The sequence below is a fragment of the Synechococcus sp. J7-Johnson genome, assembly GCF_024345795.1.
In the GTDB taxonomy this organism is placed as follows: Bacteria; Cyanobacteriota; Cyanobacteriia; order PCC-6307; family Cyanobiaceae; genus Regnicoccus_A.
In genome coordinates this window covers 12318-30423 of sequence record NZ_JAGQBU010000004.1, presented here as the reverse complement: position 1 = coordinate 30423, position 18106 = coordinate 12318, and the positions used below count along the sequence as shown (strand labels likewise).

The window sequence follows — 18106 nt, the reverse complement described above, 5'->3', positions numbered from 1 at the left end:
TGAGGACTGCTGTGTTGGTGACTGCCTTTCACAGTTTTCTGATCTGACTCCCTCTTCGACGTGGGTGGTCTGTCGTGACGGTGACGTACACCGGCCTCGTTGCCGGAAACGAAGCCCCACTTTGACCACCCCTCTGGTACTACCAGGTCGAACACTGGGGCAAGACGGCACGGCGGTTCACCCCTTTTCAACCCTTGAAACAGAGAAGCTCCAGGCGTTCCTGGAGCTTCTCCCTCGGCCAGTTGGTCAGCACGAATACTTCCTGGGCGGTACTGCCGCGGCGGGCCAGCAGCTTGTACCCACCGCTGATCGGAACCGATACCCGCAGTCGCAGCTGAGGGCTATGTCCCTTGACGCGACTGATCACAGCCGGGGTGATCGTATCGATGCCCTCGTCCTGAGCCAGAACTTTGAGTACCGGGATCAGCCCCTCAACGTAGGTGCTGTGGGTGATCACAACCCGGCCCATGGGTCTTTCTCTCCGGTTGCCAATCCTAGGCAGGCCCGTTATGCCGGTGAAGCCTCAGCGTTGCTCGCGGGCCCTGACGCGAGCAACGCTGGGTTCCAGGGAGTGATCAGTCCCGCTGCAGTGGCGCCATCGTCAAGCCCTCCTGGCTGAGTTGCTGGTGGTAGAGCTCCGCCTGCTCCTGGGGTCCACTCCAGACGACGGCCGAACCCTCGGAGTCGATTTGATGAGCCAGCTCCCAGGCCCGGTCTGGTCCCATGCCCGGCAGGTAGCGCACGAGGCAGTTCACCACGTGTTGAAAGGTGTTGACGTCGTCGTCGAGAACAACGACCCGAAGATGGGGATAGCGCTGGCGTTGCCGGATTCCGGCCGGGATCGTCTGAACTCCCGAGGCTGCCGTTCCTGAGGCTGCCATCGTTGAGCCGGATCTGAGTCGACCCCACACTAGGTAAACTCTGCACAACTGTTGCTTGGGCGACCCCATGCTCATCTCCCTCGCCTGGGCTTCCCTGGCTGCACTCTTCAGCTTCTCGATCGCCATGGTGGTCTGGGGCCGCAATGGCGACGGCACGATCAATTTCTGATCGAACCAGGGCCCACTCCTCACCCGGATGCCTGACTTTCCCCTCTCCAGCACCAATGTCCTGGCGTTGACCGCCACAATTTTGCTGGTTTTCGTGACAGGCGGGGTGATCTACCTCTCCGTCGTGGAATGGCGCGACCGACGCCGGGCCAAGCAGTCACCACGACAATCTTCAGCTCGTATGTCGTCTGGGCGACGTTGACGTTTGATTGGCCACGTATGCCTCCTCGCAACAGACCCAAGCAGCTTCCAAGTCCGAGCCAGAGTGTGGGCAAGCCCTAAGGGGCAGGTGTGCCTGGCTGCAGACGAAGTGATCCGCGACCAACTTGAATGTGACCCTGCGCAGCCCCGGGCACTCAAATGTTTGTGGCTCCCCCCGGTTGGGTGCGACCAGTCTGACTGCAGCGAAAGAGTGGTGCCCAGCGCTCACTCCCAGCTGCTGCTGGGATTCAGGGCCTTGAACCACCAGTCCATTCGGGTGAGACGTGACCTCGATGGCGCCAGCCGTTGGAGGCAGACGTTGGCCGCTAGGACCGTTCGGTTCGCAGACGAACCACGCTTTTCGCAATGACGCCCCCTCCACCATGACGCTCACCCTGCCGCGCTGGAAGGGTCTGCCGCCTGCTCCCCGTCTGGGACCCTTGCCGATCACCTCGGCGCTGATCGCCCTGCTGGTGCTGGCTCCGGCCAGCCAGCTGCACCGCTTTCCCCGCTCCAACGCCGAGGGGCTGGAGCGGGTGGTGGGGATGGCCACCCTGGTTCAGAGTTTTCAGTCGGGTGATGCCAGGCCGGTCCCCCTGCTCTGGCAGGAACGCCTGGGCGCCGAGTCGGCCACCCTGCTCTGGACACGCCAGCGGGGGACCTGGTGGCAGTTCTGGGGACGGGAAGGGTCGGCCCATCTGGTGGTGCCGGCCCGGTTGTTCGGCCCCCAGGCAAGCGCTCCATTGCCTGGCCGTGCCGTGCGGGTTGACGATCTGGTCGTGATTGCTCCCGACCCCCTCTCCTTCCAGACGCTCCAGCAGGAACTGCGCCGTACTGCCCGAACGCCCCGTGGTCTGGAGCAACGTTGCGTCAACCTGCTGCGCAGCAGCCAGGCCGTGGTCTGGACCAAACTCGCCCTGGCTCAGATCTCAGGTGATCTAGCCCCGCTGCTGCAGCGCTTCCAGCAGGGCTGCCTCACGGTCAGCGCCGAGGCCGACGGCCTCAGCTGGCAGGGGGAGGCCAGCGCCAAGCCCGATTCGGTGGCTACATCCCCATCGCTGCCACCGGTGCCGAGCCCAAGCCGCGAGCCCCTGCCGCCCGATCTGTTGCTGGAGGTGGCCGGGGCCCGGCTTGACCTGCTGCTCGATGCCCTGCTCAGCAATGCCGTGATCCGGCAACCGCTGATGGACCGTTACGGCCTTGACCAGGCTGCCCTGGAGCGTCTCCAGAACACTCCATTCCTCCTCCGGCTCAGACCCCAGCCCAAGGGCCCCTTTCAGGCTTCCCTGGAGTTGCAGCTGGCGGTGGGTCAGGAGCGCTCCGGCTGGACACGCTGGCTGTCGGCCCTGGGCCAGGCTCTCGAGCGCCAGGGCCTGAGCGACCAGCTATCTCCTTCCCGGCCAGAGAATGCAGCAGGGAATTCAGCAGCGGCCACCGCTGGTAGGGCCAAATTGGCCAGCAGCCTCTGGCTGCGCGATGACGGTACCCCCCTGGGAGGCTGGCGCTGGGTGGTGCCGACTGCCGGTGGCGCCCCGGAGTTGCTGTTCGTGCTTGGCGCAGGTCTGCCCGGGGCTGAGCGTTTTGCGCCGGCCCGGCCACCGGCGGGCGGTGGGCTCAGCCTGCGGGCCAGGCCAGAATCTCTCGCCGCCCTTGGCTTGCTGCCCCCGGATCTGCCGGCGGTGGTCCGGCGCTCCACCCAGCTGGAGATCCTGTCGGCTCCAGCGGCAGCGTCCAAGCCGGGAGCTTCCCCTGGAGGCGATGCTGGTTTGTCGTGGCTGTGGGGGTCCTTGAGGCTGGCTGCTCCCAAAGCGCCAGCCGCGGCCACGACCAAACCAGCTCAGGCGCCATCTGCGGCACCAGTGAGCCAGTCAGGCTCTGAAAAGACGTCAGGCCGTGAAACGACCAGCGGCCGTTGAGCTAACGGCTGACCTGCAAATTGAATCGGCCAGTCGCAAATCGCCCTCAGACTCAGCCCCCCTGGGGCGAGGCGGGAGGGCTTGATTCGGGCATCACGTTGGTTTCGTTTTCGGTTTTGCTCACGGTTTCGCCAGCGCTGTTGTCTGCAGGGGTGACCTTGGTCCCCTGGGCCTGACGTTCTCTTCGACGCCTTTCGGCGGCCAGGGTCTCCTCCATCAGCTCGACCGCCTGGGCCATCTTCTGGAGGTTGCTTGCGTAGAGGGTCAGGTCCTTGTCGACCCGCTCCTTCATAAGACCCATGGATTCACCGATCTCATGGGCGGCTTCCCTGAGGGCCTGGGGCTCCATGGATTCGGCACCGCGGGCCTGCTGCAGCAGGCTGAGCAGTCCAACGGCGAACAGACGCGAGTAGTGGAAATCGGACCTGTCGATTCCGGCAAGCACTCCAGCAATCGGCTCAGGAGCTCCGTTGCCCCGCTGGGCCAGCCAATGCTTCACCTCGTCCAGGCTGTGCTCTCCCACTGCCGCCACGGCAGCGGCGTGTTGGGCGCGAATCTGCTGGGCATCGAAGCCCGAGGAGGCGCAGAGGGCGGCAAACAGGGGTTCACTCTGTTCCTGGGGGCGGTAGCCCTTGGAGAAGCCATCAAAGACCTGGGTAAGCCCCACCGCGAACAGGCCGTCGCTGCGAAATCCACTCTGCCGGCTGAGCAGATGCAACTCGACGAGCAGCTCATCGACCATGCGCCGGTACAGGGGACCGATCACATGGGGAAATGCTGCGTGGAAGGCACGCTTGCTGTCAGCAACGGTGAGGCAGGCGCTCACACTCATCCGCTCGAATGCCTGGACCTTAGCGCTGCACCCCCCCGAGCCGATCGGGCGGGTGGTGCACCGTCCTCGGTAGGATCAATCGAGTTGCTCTGCCATTGCCGATGATCCCGATCGTGATTGAGGATTCGGGCCGGGGTGAGCGCGCCTTTGATATCTACTCCAGGCTCCTGCGTGAGCGGATCATCTTTCTGGGCGAGCCCGTCACGTCAGAATCGGCCAATCGGGTGGTTGCCCAACTGCTTTTTCTGGAATCTGAGGATCCTGAGAAAGATATTTTTCTCTACATCAATTCCCCTGGTGGATCCGTCTATGACGGCCTTGGCATCTTTGATACGATGCAGCATATCAAGCCTGACGTGCAGACCGTCTGTGTGGGGCTGGCCGCCAGCATGGGCGCTTTTCTGCTCACGGCAGGAGCCAAGGGCAAGCGCAGCAGCCTGCACCATTCCCGGATCATGATTCACCAGCCCCTGGGCGGTGCTCGCGGCCAAGCCAGCGACATACGCATTCAGGCTGACGAAATTCTCTTCCTCAAGGACAAGCTGAACAGGGAACTTGCTGACCGAACCGGTCAACCCCTGGACCGCATCCAGCTCGACACTGATCGTGACTTTTTCATGTCACCCGCAGAGGCCGTGAGTTACGGGTTGATTGACAAAGTGATTGATAAGCGATCCGTTCGTCCAGTCTGAATCCGTCAGTCAGTCAGTCAGTCAGGCATGCTCAATCTGGCTCCATCAGCCTGAATAAGCCTGAACTGACCATAACTAAGGCTGTTAACAGTTAAGGCTTTCAATTATTACGACAAAAAACTTATCTATAATATCATTTTAACGTGCAATATTGCCTTTGCTCTTAAGGAATAATGTTGGCCTAGGGCTGGACGCGGCTAAATGATGTTCAATCCTTATCAGAAATCTTCAGGCCATTCTTGCTGCCCTTAAGCTCTCTCCAGAGCGAGCGAATTTCATCATAGGCCTGATCTTGATTGAGCTTGCCGTTACTCTGAAGCCCTACGATCAGCCCAACGCGATCAGCGAAACGCTCGAGGTTCTGGTGGAATGCCAGCCGCTGCGGACTCCAATCATCGCCGTGGTAGCCGCTGAACGACTCCATTGGAGAACGGGTGCTGCTCAAGATCTGAACGCGTGATTGCTCATGTTAAGCACTGGTCTGAGTCTGGCGGGACAAGCTTCGGTTAAGAAGCTGCCCCAGCCATACCCCCCTCCGCACCCGTGTTCAGGTTTGCCTGGATCAGGCGGCAGGCAGCAGGGGGGAGAAACGGTCTTTCTCAGGGATCGTTGTGAACTCGGCCACGACGGCACGGAATTCATCGCCATCGAGGGTTTCTTTCTCGATCAGCATCTCGACCAAGCGATCCATGCAATCGCGGTGGCTGGCCACCAGCGCCTGGGTGTCGCGATAGCAAAGGTCGACGATGCTGCGGATCTGTTCATCAATGCGGCGGGAGATCGAATCGGAAACGTCGCTGCGGGTCATCAGGTCGCGTCCAAGGAACACCTCCTGATTCCCGGCCTCCAGCGAGACCGGCCCCAGATCACTCATGCCGAAACGGGTCACCATCTGGCGGGCCATGCTCGCCACCTGCTGAATGTCACCACCTGCTCCGGTCGTGACCTCGGCGTGCCCGAACACCACATCCTCCGCTACCCGTCCGCCAAGGGCTCCCATGATGCGGGCCTTGAGCTGGGATCGGCTCACCAGCATCTGCTCCTCATCGGGGGCGAACCAGGTGAGTCCCTGGGCCTGGCCGCGGGGGACGAGGGTGACCTTCTGAACAGGATCGTGATCCTTCACCAGGGTGCCCACAAGGGCGTGACCAACTTCGTGGTACGCAATCAGGCGCTTGCTGCGCCCATCGGTCAGGGGTTTGCCCTCCATGCCGGCGATCACCCGATCGACGGCGTCATCAATCTCAGCCAGCGTGGTGGCCTCCTTGCGACGCCGGGCGGTGAGGATGGCCGCTTCGTTGAGCAGGTTGGCCAGATCAGCGCCGGTGAATCCAGGGGTACGGCGAGCGACTGCTTCGAGGGACACATCCTCAGCAAGCTTCTTGTTGCGGGAGTGAACCTTGAGAATCGAAAGGCGGCCTTTGATGTCAGGGGCATCAACGCTCACCTGGCGATCGAAGCGACCCGGACGCATCAGGGCCGAATCGAGCACATCGGGGCGATTGGTGGCCGCGATGATGATGATGCCGCTGTTGCCCTCGAAGCCGTCCATCTCAGTGAGCAGCTGGTTGAGGGTCTGCTCCCGCTCGTCGTTGCCCCCCCCGATGCCGGCCCCACGCTGACGCCCGACCGCATCGATTTCATCGATGAAGATCAGGCAAGGGCTGTTTTCCTTTGCCCGTTTGAACAGGTCGCGCACGCGGCTGGCGCCTACGCCGACGAACATCTCCACGAATTCCGATCCGGAGAGGGAGAAGAAGGGCACACCGGCCTCGCCAGCGATGGCTTTGGCCAGCAGGGTCTTGCCTGTACCCGGAGGGCCCACTAACAGCACACCTTTCGGGATCTTGGCGCCAACGGACGTGAATCGCTCCGGCTGCTTCAGGAAGGTGACCACTTCCTCCAGGTCTTCCTTGGCCTCTTCCACTCCGGCCACGTCATCGAACATGACACCGGTTTCTGCCTCCATTGCAAAACGGGCCTTGGTCTTGCCGAACTGCATCGCCTGGCCAGGACCGCCGGGCATTGACGATGAACGGCGCGCCAGAAAGATCAGTGAGCCGATCAGCAGCAGGGGAAAGAGCAGATTCCCAAGGATTCCCAGAGCCGGAGGGGTGCTGCGAGGGGGGTGGATGTCGAAACTGATGCCCTGGGTCTTGAGGTTGTTGATCAGCTCGGGAGCCAGGCCGGGCAGGTCTACCCGCAGTCGCTGCACTCGATTGTCCAGGTCGGGATCCACCGCTTCAATCACGGCGCTGCGACCGCCATCGAAGATGTCGACCGCTGTGACCCGACCCGCCTCGATGTAGTCGAGGAAGCGGCCATAGCTCATCCGCGCCACTGCCGCATTGCGCGGAGCCACCGTGTCGGTGCGACCTTCAGGGGTGAACCGGCTGGCGCCGCCATTCCCCAGCACCTGCCAGCCAAGAAAAAGAGCCACTCCGATCGGGAGCAGCCAGAGAGCGAACAGACGCCAGCGCTGATTCATGGCTGAGAGGAATTTTTAACAAGTGTAAAGCGCGCAAGCCTCGGTCGAGGGTTCCCGGCCGCCGCGCCATTGATTTCAGCTTGTCATGGTTGCCCCGAGCCGTGCTCTCTGGTGACAGAGCTTCAGCGGATGCTCAGCCAGGCCGGATCATCGCTGCCCTCGCTGCCCTCGAGATCAGGCTCGATCAGAAGCTCAGCGCTTGGGAGGGTTTCCAACAGTTCAGGCCCACCCAGGCCATGGGTCCATATTTCCAGCTCAGCACCCTTGGGGGCCTGGAAACTGAGAAGCTCAAACGGGAAAATCACCCGCTCCAGGTAGAACTCCCCAGGCCCGCAGGAGCGCAAAATCACCATACGGTCGCTGGAGTTGCGATAGCCGCAGGAGAGCAGGGCCAAGGGAGGGGTTTCGTCGGGATTTAACCATCAAGCCACCATCCACGCAGGTCTTTGGTCACGGTCAGCACCGTTCAGCTTTCTTAAGGTTTTCTTGATAAGAGGGGGTGTGACTGTGAAGCTGCAGGCCCTTGGACTCAGAGGCTGCGCAGGGCCACGATCGGATCCAGCCGGGCGGCTCGACGGGCCGGCACAACCCCGAAGAACAGGCCGATCGATCCAGACAGCCCCACGGTGAAGAGCACACTGCCGCTGTCGATGGCGGCGGGCAGGGGGGTGAAGTGGCTCACTGCCGCCACCGTGCCCAGGCCAACGGCGCTGCCGATCAGGCCACCGAGGCTGGCGAGCACCAGGGATTCCACCAGGAACTGCAACAGCACATCACCGCTGCGGGCGCCCACCGCCTTACGCAGGCCGATCTCCTGGGTGCGCTCGCTCACCGATACCAGCATGATGTTCATGATGCCGATGCCGCCCACGAGCAGGGAAACCCCACCGATTGCCCCCAGCATCAAGGTCAGTCCTCCAGTGATCGTGCCCACGATCGAAAGAGCGTCCTGTTGGGAGCGCACAGCGAAATCGTCTTCTCTGAGGATGCGGTGGCGCTGGCGCAACAGGTTGGTGATCTGAAACTTGGCGGCACTGGTGCTGGCCTCGTCGCGGGCTTCAGCGCTGATGAAGGTCAGCACCACGCCGTAAGTGGGGTCTCGGCCGCTCAGCTTGCTGACCATCGTCGAGAGCGGGATGTAGGCGGCTTCGTCCTGGTTGGTGCCGAAGGCGGCGCCCTTGGGGGCCGTCACGCCGATCACCTCGAAGGATTGATCGCGGATACGCAGGGTCTGGCCGATGGCGGAGCCTGATGGCAGCAGCTTCTGCTTGAGATCGGGGCCGATCACGGCCACGTTGCGCGCTCCCTTGATGTCGTCCTGGCTGAAGAACCGCCCCTGGGCGATCTCGAAGCGCCGGACCGGCAGGAACTCGGGCGTGATGCCCGAAACCGAGGCATTGGAGCTGTTCCCCCCCGACTGAACCACCGCGTTGATCGTGATCTGGGGGGCAACCCGACGCACACTCGGCACTTGCTCGAGTATTGCCTCGGCGTCCTCCAGCACAAGGGTGCGCGGATTTTCGATCCCCTGGCGGCGGGTGTCGTTGTTGCCGGGCACCACGAAGAGCACGTTGGCCCCCAGGGTGTTCAGCTGGCCTTCCGCCAGGTTCTGGGCCCCCTTGCCCACCCCCACCAGGGTGATCACCGAGGCATTGCCGATCACGATCCCCAGCATCGTCAGCAGGCTGCGCAGCCGGTTGGCTTTGAGCGTTTTGAGAGCCATGCCGACGGTTTCCGCCAGCGGCAGTTTCGAGGCCATGGCCGCAAGCAGCAATCAGAGCCGCATCATGGCCAGCAGCGGCCACAGCTGGCGGCATCCATCAGACGATGGTTTCGCTCCGATCGGCCTGGGTGTGGTTGCGGGCGCCGCGGTGCACGACCCCCTCACGCACTTCCAGGGTCACGAATTCGCCCAGGCGCAGGTCGGTGGTTGCGTTGGCCACCCCCACGATCACCGGCACCCCCAGCCGCTGGGCGATCACGGCAGCATGGCTGTCGCAGCCGGCCTCTTCGGCGATCACGCCCTTGGCCTTGCGGATCGCATCGAGGTAGGCGGCACTGGTTTCGCGCACCACCAGGATCTCTCCGGTCTCCAGCCGCGCCGCCTCCTCGGCGGTGATGGCCACGCGCACCCGTCCGCTGACCGAACCATTGCCGATGCCCAGGCCCCGGCCCAGCACCGCTGAGACAATTCCCACCTTGACCAGATCGGTGGAGCCGCTTACGCCCGAGAGAGTGCCGGCGGTCTGAACCACCAGATCGCCCTCCTTGAGCAGCCCCCGTTCCTGGGCCACGCCCATGGCCAGGGTGAAGGTGCTGGTGGTCGACTGCTGATCGCCGATCAGCAGGGGATTCACCCCCCAGACCAGCTGCAGCTGGCGGGCCACCCTCACCTCACTGGTGATCGCCAGGATCGTGGTGGAGGGGCGGAACTTGCTGACATTGCGGGCGGTAGCCCCGCTCTTGGTGAGGGGAAGGATGGCGGCGGCCTGCAACTGACGGGCGATCGTGCTCACCGCCTGACTGATGGCGTTGGGGATGGTGGAAGCCATGTGGCTGTCCACGACCCGGCGGGGGTAGTCACGCTCGATCCGGCGGGCGATGCGTGCCATCGTCTCCACCGCCTCCACCGGGTAATCACCCACCGCGGTCTCGTTGGAGAGCATCACCGCGTCGGTGCCATCGAGGATGGCGTTGGCCACATCGCTTACTTCGGCCCGGGTGGGGCGGGGGCAGCTGGCCATGCTGTCGAGCATCTGGGTGGCCGTGATGATCGGGATGCCCAGGGTGTTGGCTTTGCGGATCAGTTCCTTCTGCAGCAGCGGCACCTCTTCAGCCGGCATCTCCACGCCCAGGTCGCCCCGGGCCACCATCACCCCATCGCAGAGGGGCAGGATCGCGTCGATCTGATCGATCGCCTCGAACTTCTCGATCTTGGCGATCACCGGGGTGCTGTACCCCTGAGAGCTGATCAGCTCACGGATCTCCTGCATGTCGGAGGGGTTGCGCACGAAGCTCAGGGCGACCCAGTCGACCTCCTGCTGGAGGCCGAAGCTGAGGTCTTCCCGGTCCTTGGTGGTGAGCGCGCGGATCGAGAGCTGAACGTCAGGGAAGTTCACCCCCTTGTTGTTGGAGAGCACCCCGCCCACCACCACGGTGCAGTGCAGGGTCTGCTCGGGGATGTCCACCGACTTGACCACCATCTCGACGCGGCCATCGTCGAGAAGGATGCGACTGCCGGCGGTCACCTCATCGGCCAGGCGCTCGTAGGTGATCGTGGCGATCGACTGGTTGCAGCTCACTGGCCGGGAGGTGAGGGCGAAGGGGTCGCCGTTGGCCAGGGTGATCGGACCGCCTTCGAAGCGGCCCAGGCGGATCTTGGGGCCCTGGAGATCCTGAAGGATGCCCACATGGATGCCCAGCTCGTGGGCCACCTGACGGATCGTGGCGATCCGGGCGGCATGTTCGGAGTGGTCCCCGTGGGAAAAATTGAGTCGGAACGTGGTGGCCCCCGCCTGGATCAGGTCCCGCAGTCGCTGGGGGGACTCCGTGGCTGGACCGATCGTTGCCACGATCTTGGTGCGACGCGACAGATCGGGCTGCGCCATCGGAAAAGCCGAAGGTTCAGGCGGAAACTACCATCCGGTCCCGCCCCTCTCCTGCCGCCGATGGTGCGGAACCCATGGATCTGAACGACTACCAGCTCCAGGCCCGCACCACTGCCCGCTACCCCGACGTCGGTGCCAATCCGATTTATCCCACCCTCGGACTCTGCGGTGAAGCCGGTGAAGTGGCGGACAAGGTCAAGAAGGTGCTGCGGGACCGCGGCGGGGTGTTCGAGCCCGAGCTGGTGGAGGATCTGGCCCTGGAACTCGGCGATGTGCTCTGGTATGTCGCCCAGCTGGCCAGTGAACTGGGTCTGGAGCTCGACGACGTTGCCCAGGCCAATCTGGCCAAACTGGCGGGACGGGCCAGGCGTCAGACGCTTGGGGGTAGCGGCGATCACCGCTGAGGGCACTCCGGCGGCCGGACACCCCCCTGCTCCCCAGCCAGAGCCACCCTGAGCCACTCAGAGCAACCCGGTGAATCCCTTGAGCCCCAGGTCCCCCATGCCCCGTTCCGGCCCCCGTTCATCGCCCCTGCCCAAGGCGCTGGCTCTGCTGCTGGCGCTGTTGCTGCTGATGGCCCCAACTGCGCCAGCCTGGGCCCTGGATCTGGCTGTGACTGAGATCAGCCTGGAGCCCTGCCCGACGGCTGACCCGGGCTCCCAGCCGGAGCTGAAGCGCCCGAGCGGGGCCAGTTGCTACGCCCTGCGCGGAACTGTGAACAATCCCCGCTCCCAGCCGGTGATCGACACCGATCTGTTCGCGGTGATCAGTGACAGCAGCGGTGAGCCGGTGCTGCAGAACCGCACCCGGGTGGGCTCGATCGGTGACATTCCCCCCGGAGAATCGAGCTTTGCCTTGCGCCTGGCGGTGCCGGCCGGCACTCCTGGGCCGTTGCGGGTCAGCCACGCCAAGGCCAGGGGGTTCAACGCCCCGGTGCGGGTGCGGGCCGGTGTGGATGATGAGCTGCTGCCCCTCGAGCAGGCCCTGCTCGATCGTCCCTAGCCGGCCCCAGCTCCCAAGCGCTTCAGTATCCGAAACCTCCCATCAGGGATCCGCTGAGGTTGCCCAGAAGTCCCTGAACCAGGCTGAGGGTGATGAAGGCGATGATTGCCGAGAGGTCAAGTCCGCCCAGGGGGGGGATCAGACCGCGAAAGGCGTTCAGGTAGGGGTCGGTGATCGAGCTCACCGTGCTCAGCACCGGGTTGCTCCAATCGAGGTTGGGGAACCAGCTCAGCAGCACCCGCACCAACAGCACCAGGCTGTAGATGCTGAGGGTCTGCGCCAGCACAGCCAGGATCTGGCTCAGGATCATCATGGGCAAGGCCTGAAGCGAATCGACTCCGACTCTATGCAGCCTCGTTGCCCTTCGCCCTTCCATCAGGGGCGGGGGCAGCCTCCGTCACCTGGGTGACGGCGAAGGTGCGGTGGAACTTGTCGCTGAGGCTGATCCAGAAGGAGCGGCCGTCGCTCTGGCGCCGTCGCTCGATGAAGTCCTGGGCCAGCAGTTCCTTGATGTGGTCGTAGGCGCCCGATCCGCGCAGCTCCACCAGATCCGACTGCAAAATGCGCCGCTTGAGTGCCACAGTCGCCAAGGTGCGCAGGGTGGCGGTGGAGAGGTCCACCGGCAGCAGCGTCTGAACAAGATCGGCGTGACTGTCACGCAGCTGCAGGCTGAAACGCTGACCGTCCTGACGGATTTCCAGGGCCGTGTCCCGGTGGGCGTAGTCCGCCATCAGGGTGATCAGGGCCAGCTCGATGGCGTCGCGATCGATGGGCTCACTCAGGCCCATCGAGGCAATCTCGGCGAGCTCGCCCAGGTTGAGGGGGCGGCCCTTGAGGTAGAGGATGGCCTCAAGCCGGGCCGGCAAAGATAGAGGCGCGCTGGACATGCTCTCAGCCGGCCCATCGTTGGCCGCACCGTACCGCAGCTGAGCCGGGACGGCTCAGGCTAGGGCCGGCACCGGGAGGCTGGCAGGGCCGAGGAACAACCGATAGGCAGGATTCTGGGTCTCGTCCCAGTGGCGGTAGCCGAGGCCTGAGAGGAAGAGCTCCCAGGCGCTGGAATCCTGTTCCTCCACCTGCACCCCCACCACGATGCGGCCCACGTCGGCCCCCTGGTTGCGGTAATGGAAGATGCTGATCGACCAGTTGGGGTGGAGGGCATTGACGAAGGCCATCAGTGCGCCAGGCCGTTCGGGAAATTCGAAGCGGTAGAGGAGTTCCCGCGGCGGAGCCCCGCCGCTGTGACAAGCCGCTTCAGGCAGGCGCCCTCCCACCATGTGGCGCAGGTGGAGCTTGGCCAGCTCGTTGCTGCTGAGGTCAAGGCAGGGGAATCCGCCGGCGCTGAGCTGGCCGATCAACGCCTCGGTGTCCCGGTGCCCGTCTACCTGCACCCCCAGGAAAATGTGGGCCAGGCGGTGATCGGCCATCCGGTAGCTGAATTCAGTCAGGCTGCGGGAGCCCAGCAGCTCGCAGAGCTCGCGCAGGCTGCCAGGGCGCTCGGGAATCTCCACCGCCAGCATCGCTTCGCGCTCCTCCCCGAGCTCGGCTCTCTCGGCCACGAAGCGCAGACGATCGAAATTCATGTTGGCGCCGCAGGCCACGGCCACCAAGGTGCGCTGCTTCAGCCCTCGCCGCTGCACATCGGCCTTCATGCCGGCCACCGCCAGCGCGCCTGCCGGCTCGAGGATCGAGCGGGTGTCCTCGAAGACGTCCTTGATCGCGGCGCAGATCTCATCGGTGTCCACCGTGACCATGGCATCCACGTAGCGCTGAGCCAGGGCGAAGGTGTGCACTCCCACCTGGCGAACGGCCACCCCATCGGCGAAGAGACCCACCTGCTCCATGCTCACCCGCCGGCCTGCCGCCAGGGAGCGGGTCATAGCATCGGCATCCACGGGCTCGACACCGATCACCTCCACCTGCGGCCAGACGTTCTTGATGAAGGCGGCGATGCCGGCGATCAGCCCGCCGCCGCCCACCGCCACATAGATGACATCGGGTGGAGCCGAGCACTGGCGCAGGATCTCCAGGCCAACGGTGCCCTGGCCGGCGATCACCTCCGGATCGTCGAAGGGATGGATGAAGGTGAGGCCCCGCTCCTGCTCCAGGCTCCTGGCCCGCAGGCAAGCCTCGTCGTAGGTGTCTCCGTGCAGGACCACCTCGGCACCGCGGTCGGCCACGGCACGCACTTTCATGGCGGGTGTGGTGAGCGGCATCACGATCACGGCGTGACAGCCCAGCCTCTCGGCCGCCAGGGCCACTCCCTGGGCGTGGTTGCCGGCGCTGGCCGCGATCACACCACGCTTCAGTTCAAGCGGCGTGAGCTGGGCCATGCGGTTGTAGGCCCCGCGCAGCTTGAAGGAAAACACTGGCTGGAGGTCTTCGCGCTTGAGCAGCACGGTGTTGCCGAGCCGCCGCGACAGGTTGGGGGCTGGATCGAGTGGCGACTCGATCGCCACGTCGTAGACCCGTGCCCGCAGGATGCGCTGCAGTATGTCGTCCATGGCTCCAGTCTGCCGGTCAGCAGAACGGCCGGCCTCAGGAAAGGTGACCGTTGCCCCCATTCCTCCTGAGGCAGGCCGTAGATTGAATTCTCAGAACTGATCAGGGTATGCATCTCAGCGAGCTGAGCCATCCCAACCAGCTGCATGGCCTCAGCATCGGCGAGCTAGAAGCCATAGCTCGTCAGATTCGTGAGAAGCATCTGGAGGTGGTGTCCACCAGCGGCGGCCATCTCGGGCCAGGGCTGGGTGTGGTGGAACTCACCCTGGCCCTCTACCAGACCCTCGACCTCGACCAGGACAGGGTGGTCTGGGATGTGGGCCACCAGGCCTACCCCCACAAGCTGGTCACGGGGCGCTATCACCAGTTCCACACCCTGCGCCAGCAGGGCGGGGTGGCGGGCTACCTCAAGCGGAGCGAGTGCGGCTTCGATCACTTCGGGGCAGGTCACGCCTCCACAAGCATTTCGGCGGCCCTGGGCATGGCCCTGGCTCGCGACCGCCGCGGCGAAGAGTTCAAATGCGTTGCGGTGATCGGTGATGGTGCCCTCACCGGTGGCATGGCGCTCGAGGCGATCAACCACGCCGGGCACCTTCCCAAAACCCCGTTGCTGGTGGTGCTCAACGACAACGACATGTCGATCTCACCGCCGGTGGGCGCCCTTTCCACTTACCTCAACCGCATGCGGCTGAGCCCGCCGCTGCAGTTCCTCTCCGGCAGCGCCGAGGAGGCCGTCAAGCACCTGCCGTTCATGCACGGGGAGCTTCCGCCCGAGCTCGAGCGGCTCAAGGAGAGCATGCGCCGGCTGGCGGTGCCCAAGGTGGGCGCCGTGTTCGAGGAGCTGGGCTTCACCTACATGGGTCCGATCGACGGCCACGACATCGCCGAGATGGTGCGCACCTTCAACGCCGCCCACCGCTGCGAAGGTCCTGTGCTGGTCCATGTGGCCACGACCAAAGGCAAGGGCTATCCCTACGCTGAGGCTGATCAGGTTGCTTACCACGCCCAGTCGGCCTTCGACCTCAAGACCGGCAAGGCCTTCCCCTCCAGCAAGCCGAAACCCCCCAGCTACAGCAAGGTCTTCGGCCAGACCCTGGTCCGCATCTGTGAACAGGACCCCACTGTGGTGGGGATCACGGCGGCCATGGCCACCGGCACCGGCCTCGATCTGCTCGAGAAGGCCCTGCCCAAGCAGTATTTCGATGTGGGGATCGCTGAGCAACATGCCGTCACCATGGCGGCGGGCATGGCCACGGCTGGGCTCAAGCCTGTCGTGGCGATCTACAGCACCTTCCTCCAGCGTGCTTACGACCAGCTCATCCACGACGTAGGCATCCAGAAACTGCCGGTCACCTTCGTGCTCGATCGGGCCGGAATCGTGGGCGCTGATGGTCCCACCCACCAGGGCCAGTACGACATCAGTTATCTGCGGGCTGTGCCCAATTTCACCGTGATGGCCCCCAAGGACGAGGCGGAGCTGCAGCGGATGCTGGTCACCTCGATCGGCCACGACGGCCCCTGTGCCATCCGCTTCCCGCGCGGCGAAGGCGAAGGGGTGCCCTTGATGGAAGAGGGCTGGGAGCCTCTGGAGATCGGCCACGGTGAGCAGCTGGCCGACGGCGATGATCTGTTGATCGTGGCCTACGGCGCCATGGTGGCACCGGCCATGGCCACGGCTGGTCTGCTGCAGGAGCAGGGCATCAGGGCCGCAGTGGTGAATGCCCGCTTCCTGCGCCCCCTCGATGAAAGCCTGATCCTGCCCCTGGCCCGCCGCATCGGCCGGGTGGTGACGATGGAGGAAGGCGCCCTTCCCGGAGGGTTTGGAGCGGCTGTCGTCGAATCTCTCAACGACCACGAGTTGATGGTGCCCGTATTCCGCATCGGCATCCCCGATCAGCTGGTGGACCATGCCAGCCCGGATCAGAGCAAGAAAGCCCTCGGGCTCACCCCGCCCCAGATGGCCGACCGCATCCTGCAGCGCTTCCCCCTGCTTGGGATCCAACGCCAGCCGGCTGTGGTCTGAATCGCGGCACAGGCTCAGGCAGCTGCTGGATTCACGCTCAGCACAAAGGGCGGGTGTGCGGCCCGCCCTTTGTTGGTGATTGCTTTGATGCTCGGCTTGGGCCTGGGCTTCAGAGCACACCGCGGGAGGCCAGGCCCTGGATGGCGCCGATGCCGAAGATGTGACCCAGGCTGGTGGTGGCCAGCAGGGAGGCGTGGCTCAGGCCACCGAAGAACTGGGAGTTGGGCAACTGGGCGCCCTCGGAGGGGTACTTGATGGTGGCCTTGCCGATGCCAATGGCGATCACGTTGCAGACGATCATCACCAACGCCACCTTCGGCGACCAGGTCAGCGAGGCGGGCGCCATGGCGAGAAGAGGAGTGATCATGGACGATCTAAAACTGACGCCCCATCCTGCGGGGGAACCGCCGACAGTTCACCCGCGCTTAAGACTTGTTCACTGCTCAGGCCCAGGCTTCCGCTTCAGGGCTCCGGACCGGATGGCTCCTTCTCGCCGCGGCTGAAGCCCCAGAGCACCAGCAGGTTGGCCACCGTCAGGAAGGCCTCTGCCCCTCCATGGAGGGGGTCCACATCGGCCAGTTGCTGGCCGAAGCGCTGCTCTGCCACCACAGCCGCGCCGATCGTGACGGCCACGAACACCAAGGTGAACTGGAACCCGCGCAGAGCCAGGGGCGGGAAACGCCCGCTGGCCCCGGCCCAGCGCAGGAAAGCCAGATAGGGCAGCAGCGACAGCACGAACAGGGGGCCGGGATCCACGGACGCCAGAACCCCCAGGGCGCTCATGACCGGCTCCTTTCGGGCAGCAGCGTCCAGGCTGCCGCTGCCAGGGCCACGTTGCCCAGCAAGGTGGTGCCGGCCTGGAAGACCACAAGACCCTGGAGCTCCCGGGGGTTGTCGAACAGATGCCAGGTGCAGGCGGCCATGGCGCTCACCAGCGCCGGCAGCATGGCCAGGGCAAGCCAGCGCCATTCCGTTTCGCCGCGCCGCTCACCCCAGTGGATCACGGCCGCCATCGCCAGGACCCATTCCAGCACCGAGGCCACATGGATCCACCAGGTGGGCAGTGAAAGGGCATGCATGGCGCCCGGCGACCAGGTGGAACCGCAATGTACGGAACCCAGAGCTCCTGCGGAGAGTCACCACGTCGTGGACCCCGAAGCGGCATCATTCGGTATCGATGTCCTTGAGACATGGGGCCAAACCACCATTGCCTCAGGCTCAACCTTCTGACTGGCTTCTCAGCGCTGCTGGCACTGAGCCATGGACGGATGAGTGTGTCGGCTGAAGCGGGTGTCATCAGTCCATCGGCCCCGTCGGCTGCCCACGAGACGGTGGAGGCTGTGAGCCTTCGGCGACAGACCCTCTTGGGCCCCAGCTACCGCCGTGTGCCTGCAGAGCTTCAAAGGGCGGTGGAGATCTATGCCCATGAGCAGCGCACTGCCATGGAGGCTGCTGGTGACTGTTCCCATGGGGGGGTGCTTGGCATCCCGTCGCCGTTTGAGCGACTGATCCTTCCTGCCGGGTGGAGGTTGCTGGGTGAGGTGCTGGCCTGTCCTGCACGTCCTGGCTACTGGACCTCTGAACGTGTCGCCTTGGAGTGGTGGAGGTCACCTCAGCACCGACGCATCGCCTACGGCAATCCACAGGCCTACCATCTGGCCTGCAGCCGGGTTCGTCAGGGGACGATGGGGGTGAGCCGTGATTCGGTGCTTTGCCTGGTGTTCAAGGCAACCGGTGCTGGCTAGGTCCAGCTCAAGGAAAAAACCCGTCCGCGTGAACGGACGGGTCTGAGG

At 64.4% G+C, this 18106-nt stretch carries 21 protein-coding genes and 1 other RNA gene; 8 read left to right on the top strand and 14 right to left on the bottom strand.

Translation table 11 applies throughout. From position 1 onward, the window contains the following. Nucleotides 1–183, top strand: a non-coding RNA gene (ssrS, locus tag KBY93_RS03275) — 6S RNA. A gap of 4 nt (nucleotides 184–187) precedes the next feature. On the opposite strand, the gene KBY93_RS03270 is transcribed toward ssrS, so the two are convergent. Together KBY93_RS03270 and clpS are read right to left on the bottom strand one after the other, a co-directional pair. Further along, nucleotides 188–469 (bottom strand): DUF2103 domain-containing protein, encoded by a 282-nt coding sequence (locus KBY93_RS03270; protein WP_255092816.1) that lies wholly within the window; start codon nucleotides 467–469, stop codon nucleotides 188–190. A 106-nt stretch (nucleotides 470–575) separates the two neighbouring features. Then, nucleotides 576–881, bottom strand: a complete 306-nt coding sequence (clpS, locus tag KBY93_RS03265) for an ATP-dependent Clp protease adapter ClpS (RefSeq protein WP_255092815.1) — start codon at nucleotides 879–881, stop codon at nucleotides 576–578. A 67-nt stretch (nucleotides 882–948) separates the two neighbouring features. On the opposite strand from clpS, the gene petN reads away from it, so the two are divergent. Together petN and KBY93_RS03255 are read left to right on the top strand one after the other, a co-directional pair. Next, nucleotides 949–1050 (top strand): cytochrome b6-f complex subunit PetN, encoded by a 102-nt coding sequence (gene petN, locus KBY93_RS03260; RefSeq protein WP_255092813.1) that lies wholly within the window; start codon nucleotides 949–951, stop codon nucleotides 1048–1050. Between the two features lie 583 nt (nucleotides 1051–1633). Further along, on the top strand, nucleotides 1634–3166 hold the full coding sequence (locus KBY93_RS03255) for a hypothetical protein (RefSeq protein ID WP_255092812.1): 1533 nt from the start codon (nucleotides 1634–1636) through the stop codon (nucleotides 3164–3166). A gap of 52 nt (nucleotides 3167–3218) precedes the next feature. Here the strand turns inward: KBY93_RS03255 and psb29 are convergent, their stop codons facing one another. Next, the gene (gene psb29 / locus KBY93_RS03250; protein WP_255092908.1) at nucleotides 3219–3992 is read right to left on the bottom strand and encodes a photosystem II biogenesis protein Psp29; all 774 of its coding nucleotides are present in this window, start codon (nucleotides 3990–3992) and stop codon (nucleotides 3219–3221) included. Nucleotides 3993–4099: 107 nt separating this feature from the next. Between psb29 and clpP the strand changes: the two genes are divergently transcribed. Next, a complete protein-coding gene (gene clpP, locus KBY93_RS03245) occupies nucleotides 4100–4690 on the top strand; it encodes an ATP-dependent Clp endopeptidase proteolytic subunit ClpP (protein WP_094553983.1) in 591 nt (196 codons plus the stop codon). Nucleotides 4691–4898: 208 nt separating this feature from the next. Here clpP and KBY93_RS03240 read toward each other — a convergent pair whose 3' ends face one another. The 5 genes from KBY93_RS03240 to pyk all read right to left on the bottom strand — a co-directional run bounded on the left by KBY93_RS03240 (nucleotide 4899) and on the right by pyk (nucleotide 10786). After that, complete coding sequence (locus tag KBY93_RS03240) at nucleotides 4899–5135, bottom strand: hypothetical protein (RefSeq protein WP_315856381.1); 237 nt, start codon at nucleotides 5133–5135, stop codon at nucleotides 4899–4901. A 117-nt stretch (nucleotides 5136–5252) separates the two neighbouring features. Next, the gene (gene ftsH / locus KBY93_RS03235) at nucleotides 5253–7178 is read right to left on the bottom strand and encodes an ATP-dependent zinc metalloprotease FtsH (RefSeq protein WP_255092811.1); all 1926 of its coding nucleotides are present in this window, start codon (nucleotides 7176–7178) and stop codon (nucleotides 5253–5255) included. 122 nt (nucleotides 7179–7300) lie between these two features. Next, nucleotides 7301–7573: a DUF1830 domain-containing protein gene (locus tag KBY93_RS03230; RefSeq protein WP_255092810.1), complete on the bottom strand. Its 273-nt coding sequence runs from the start codon at nucleotides 7571–7573 to the stop codon at nucleotides 7301–7303. A 134-nt stretch (nucleotides 7574–7707) separates the two neighbouring features. After that, nucleotides 7708–8937 (bottom strand): ABC transporter permease, encoded by a 1230-nt coding sequence (locus tag KBY93_RS03225; RefSeq protein ID WP_255092809.1) that lies wholly within the window; start codon nucleotides 8935–8937, stop codon nucleotides 7708–7710. A gap of 61 nt (nucleotides 8938–8998) precedes the next feature. Next, nucleotides 8999–10786, bottom strand: a complete 1788-nt coding sequence (gene pyk / locus KBY93_RS03220; RefSeq protein ID WP_255092808.1) for a pyruvate kinase — start codon at nucleotides 10784–10786, stop codon at nucleotides 8999–9001. Nucleotides 10787–10860: 74 nt separating this feature from the next. Between pyk and KBY93_RS03215 the strand changes: the two genes are divergently transcribed. Both KBY93_RS03215 and KBY93_RS03210 read left to right on the top strand, forming a co-directional pair. Further along, the gene (locus KBY93_RS03215; protein WP_255092807.1) at nucleotides 10861–11190 is read left to right on the top strand and encodes a nucleoside triphosphate pyrophosphohydrolase family protein; all 330 of its coding nucleotides are present in this window, start codon (nucleotides 10861–10863) and stop codon (nucleotides 11188–11190) included. A 97-nt stretch (nucleotides 11191–11287) separates the two neighbouring features. After that, complete coding sequence (locus KBY93_RS03210; protein WP_255092806.1) at nucleotides 11288–11788, top strand: hypothetical protein; 501 nt, start codon at nucleotides 11288–11290, stop codon at nucleotides 11786–11788. Between the two features lie 22 nt (nucleotides 11789–11810). Here KBY93_RS03210 and KBY93_RS03205 read toward each other — a convergent pair whose 3' ends face one another. From KBY93_RS03205 to ilvA, 3 genes are read right to left on the bottom strand one after another with little or no spacing between them, the layout of a single operon-like run. Continuing rightward, nucleotides 11811–12101 carry a YggT family protein gene (locus tag KBY93_RS03205; RefSeq protein WP_255092906.1) on the bottom strand — a complete coding sequence of 97 codons (291 nt, stop codon included), beginning with the start codon at nucleotides 12099–12101 and terminating at the stop codon, nucleotides 11811–11813. Nucleotides 12102–12132: 31 nt separating this feature from the next. Further along, complete coding sequence (scpB, locus tag KBY93_RS03200) at nucleotides 12133–12675, bottom strand: SMC-Scp complex subunit ScpB (protein WP_255092805.1); 543 nt, start codon at nucleotides 12673–12675, stop codon at nucleotides 12133–12135. A 54-nt stretch (nucleotides 12676–12729) separates the two neighbouring features. Beyond that, a complete protein-coding gene (ilvA, locus tag KBY93_RS03195) occupies nucleotides 12730–14292 on the bottom strand; it encodes a threonine ammonia-lyase, biosynthetic (protein WP_255092803.1) in 1563 nt (520 codons plus the stop codon). A 107-nt stretch (nucleotides 14293–14399) separates the two neighbouring features. Between ilvA and dxs the strand changes: the two genes are divergently transcribed. Then, on the top strand, nucleotides 14400–16313 hold the full coding sequence (dxs, locus tag KBY93_RS03190) for a 1-deoxy-D-xylulose-5-phosphate synthase (protein ID WP_255092802.1): 1914 nt from the start codon (nucleotides 14400–14402) through the stop codon (nucleotides 16311–16313). A 109-nt stretch (nucleotides 16314–16422) separates the two neighbouring features. On the opposite strand, the gene psaK is transcribed toward dxs, so the two are convergent. The 3 genes from psaK to KBY93_RS03175 form a co-directional block, all read right to left on the bottom strand. After that, nucleotides 16423–16680 (bottom strand): photosystem I reaction center subunit PsaK, encoded by a 258-nt coding sequence (psaK, locus tag KBY93_RS03185; RefSeq protein ID WP_094553974.1) that lies wholly within the window; start codon nucleotides 16678–16680, stop codon nucleotides 16423–16425. 95 nt (nucleotides 16681–16775) lie between these two features. Beyond that, nucleotides 16776–17096, bottom strand: a complete 321-nt coding sequence (locus tag KBY93_RS03180; RefSeq protein ID WP_255092801.1) for a DUF3593 domain-containing protein — start codon at nucleotides 17094–17096, stop codon at nucleotides 16776–16778. Continuing rightward, entirely contained in the window at nucleotides 17093–17392 is a 300-nt protein-coding gene (locus KBY93_RS03175) for a DUF2499 domain-containing protein (RefSeq protein ID WP_255092800.1), read from the bottom strand. The genes KBY93_RS03180 and KBY93_RS03175 overlap by 4 nt, the downstream gene beginning before the upstream one ends. 189 nt (nucleotides 17393–17581) lie before the next feature. On the opposite strand from KBY93_RS03175, the gene KBY93_RS03170 reads away from it, so the two are divergent. Continuing rightward, entirely contained in the window at nucleotides 17582–18058 is a 477-nt protein-coding gene (locus tag KBY93_RS03170; RefSeq protein ID WP_255092799.1) for a hypothetical protein, read from the top strand. Nucleotides 18059–18106: the final 48 nt, after the last annotated feature.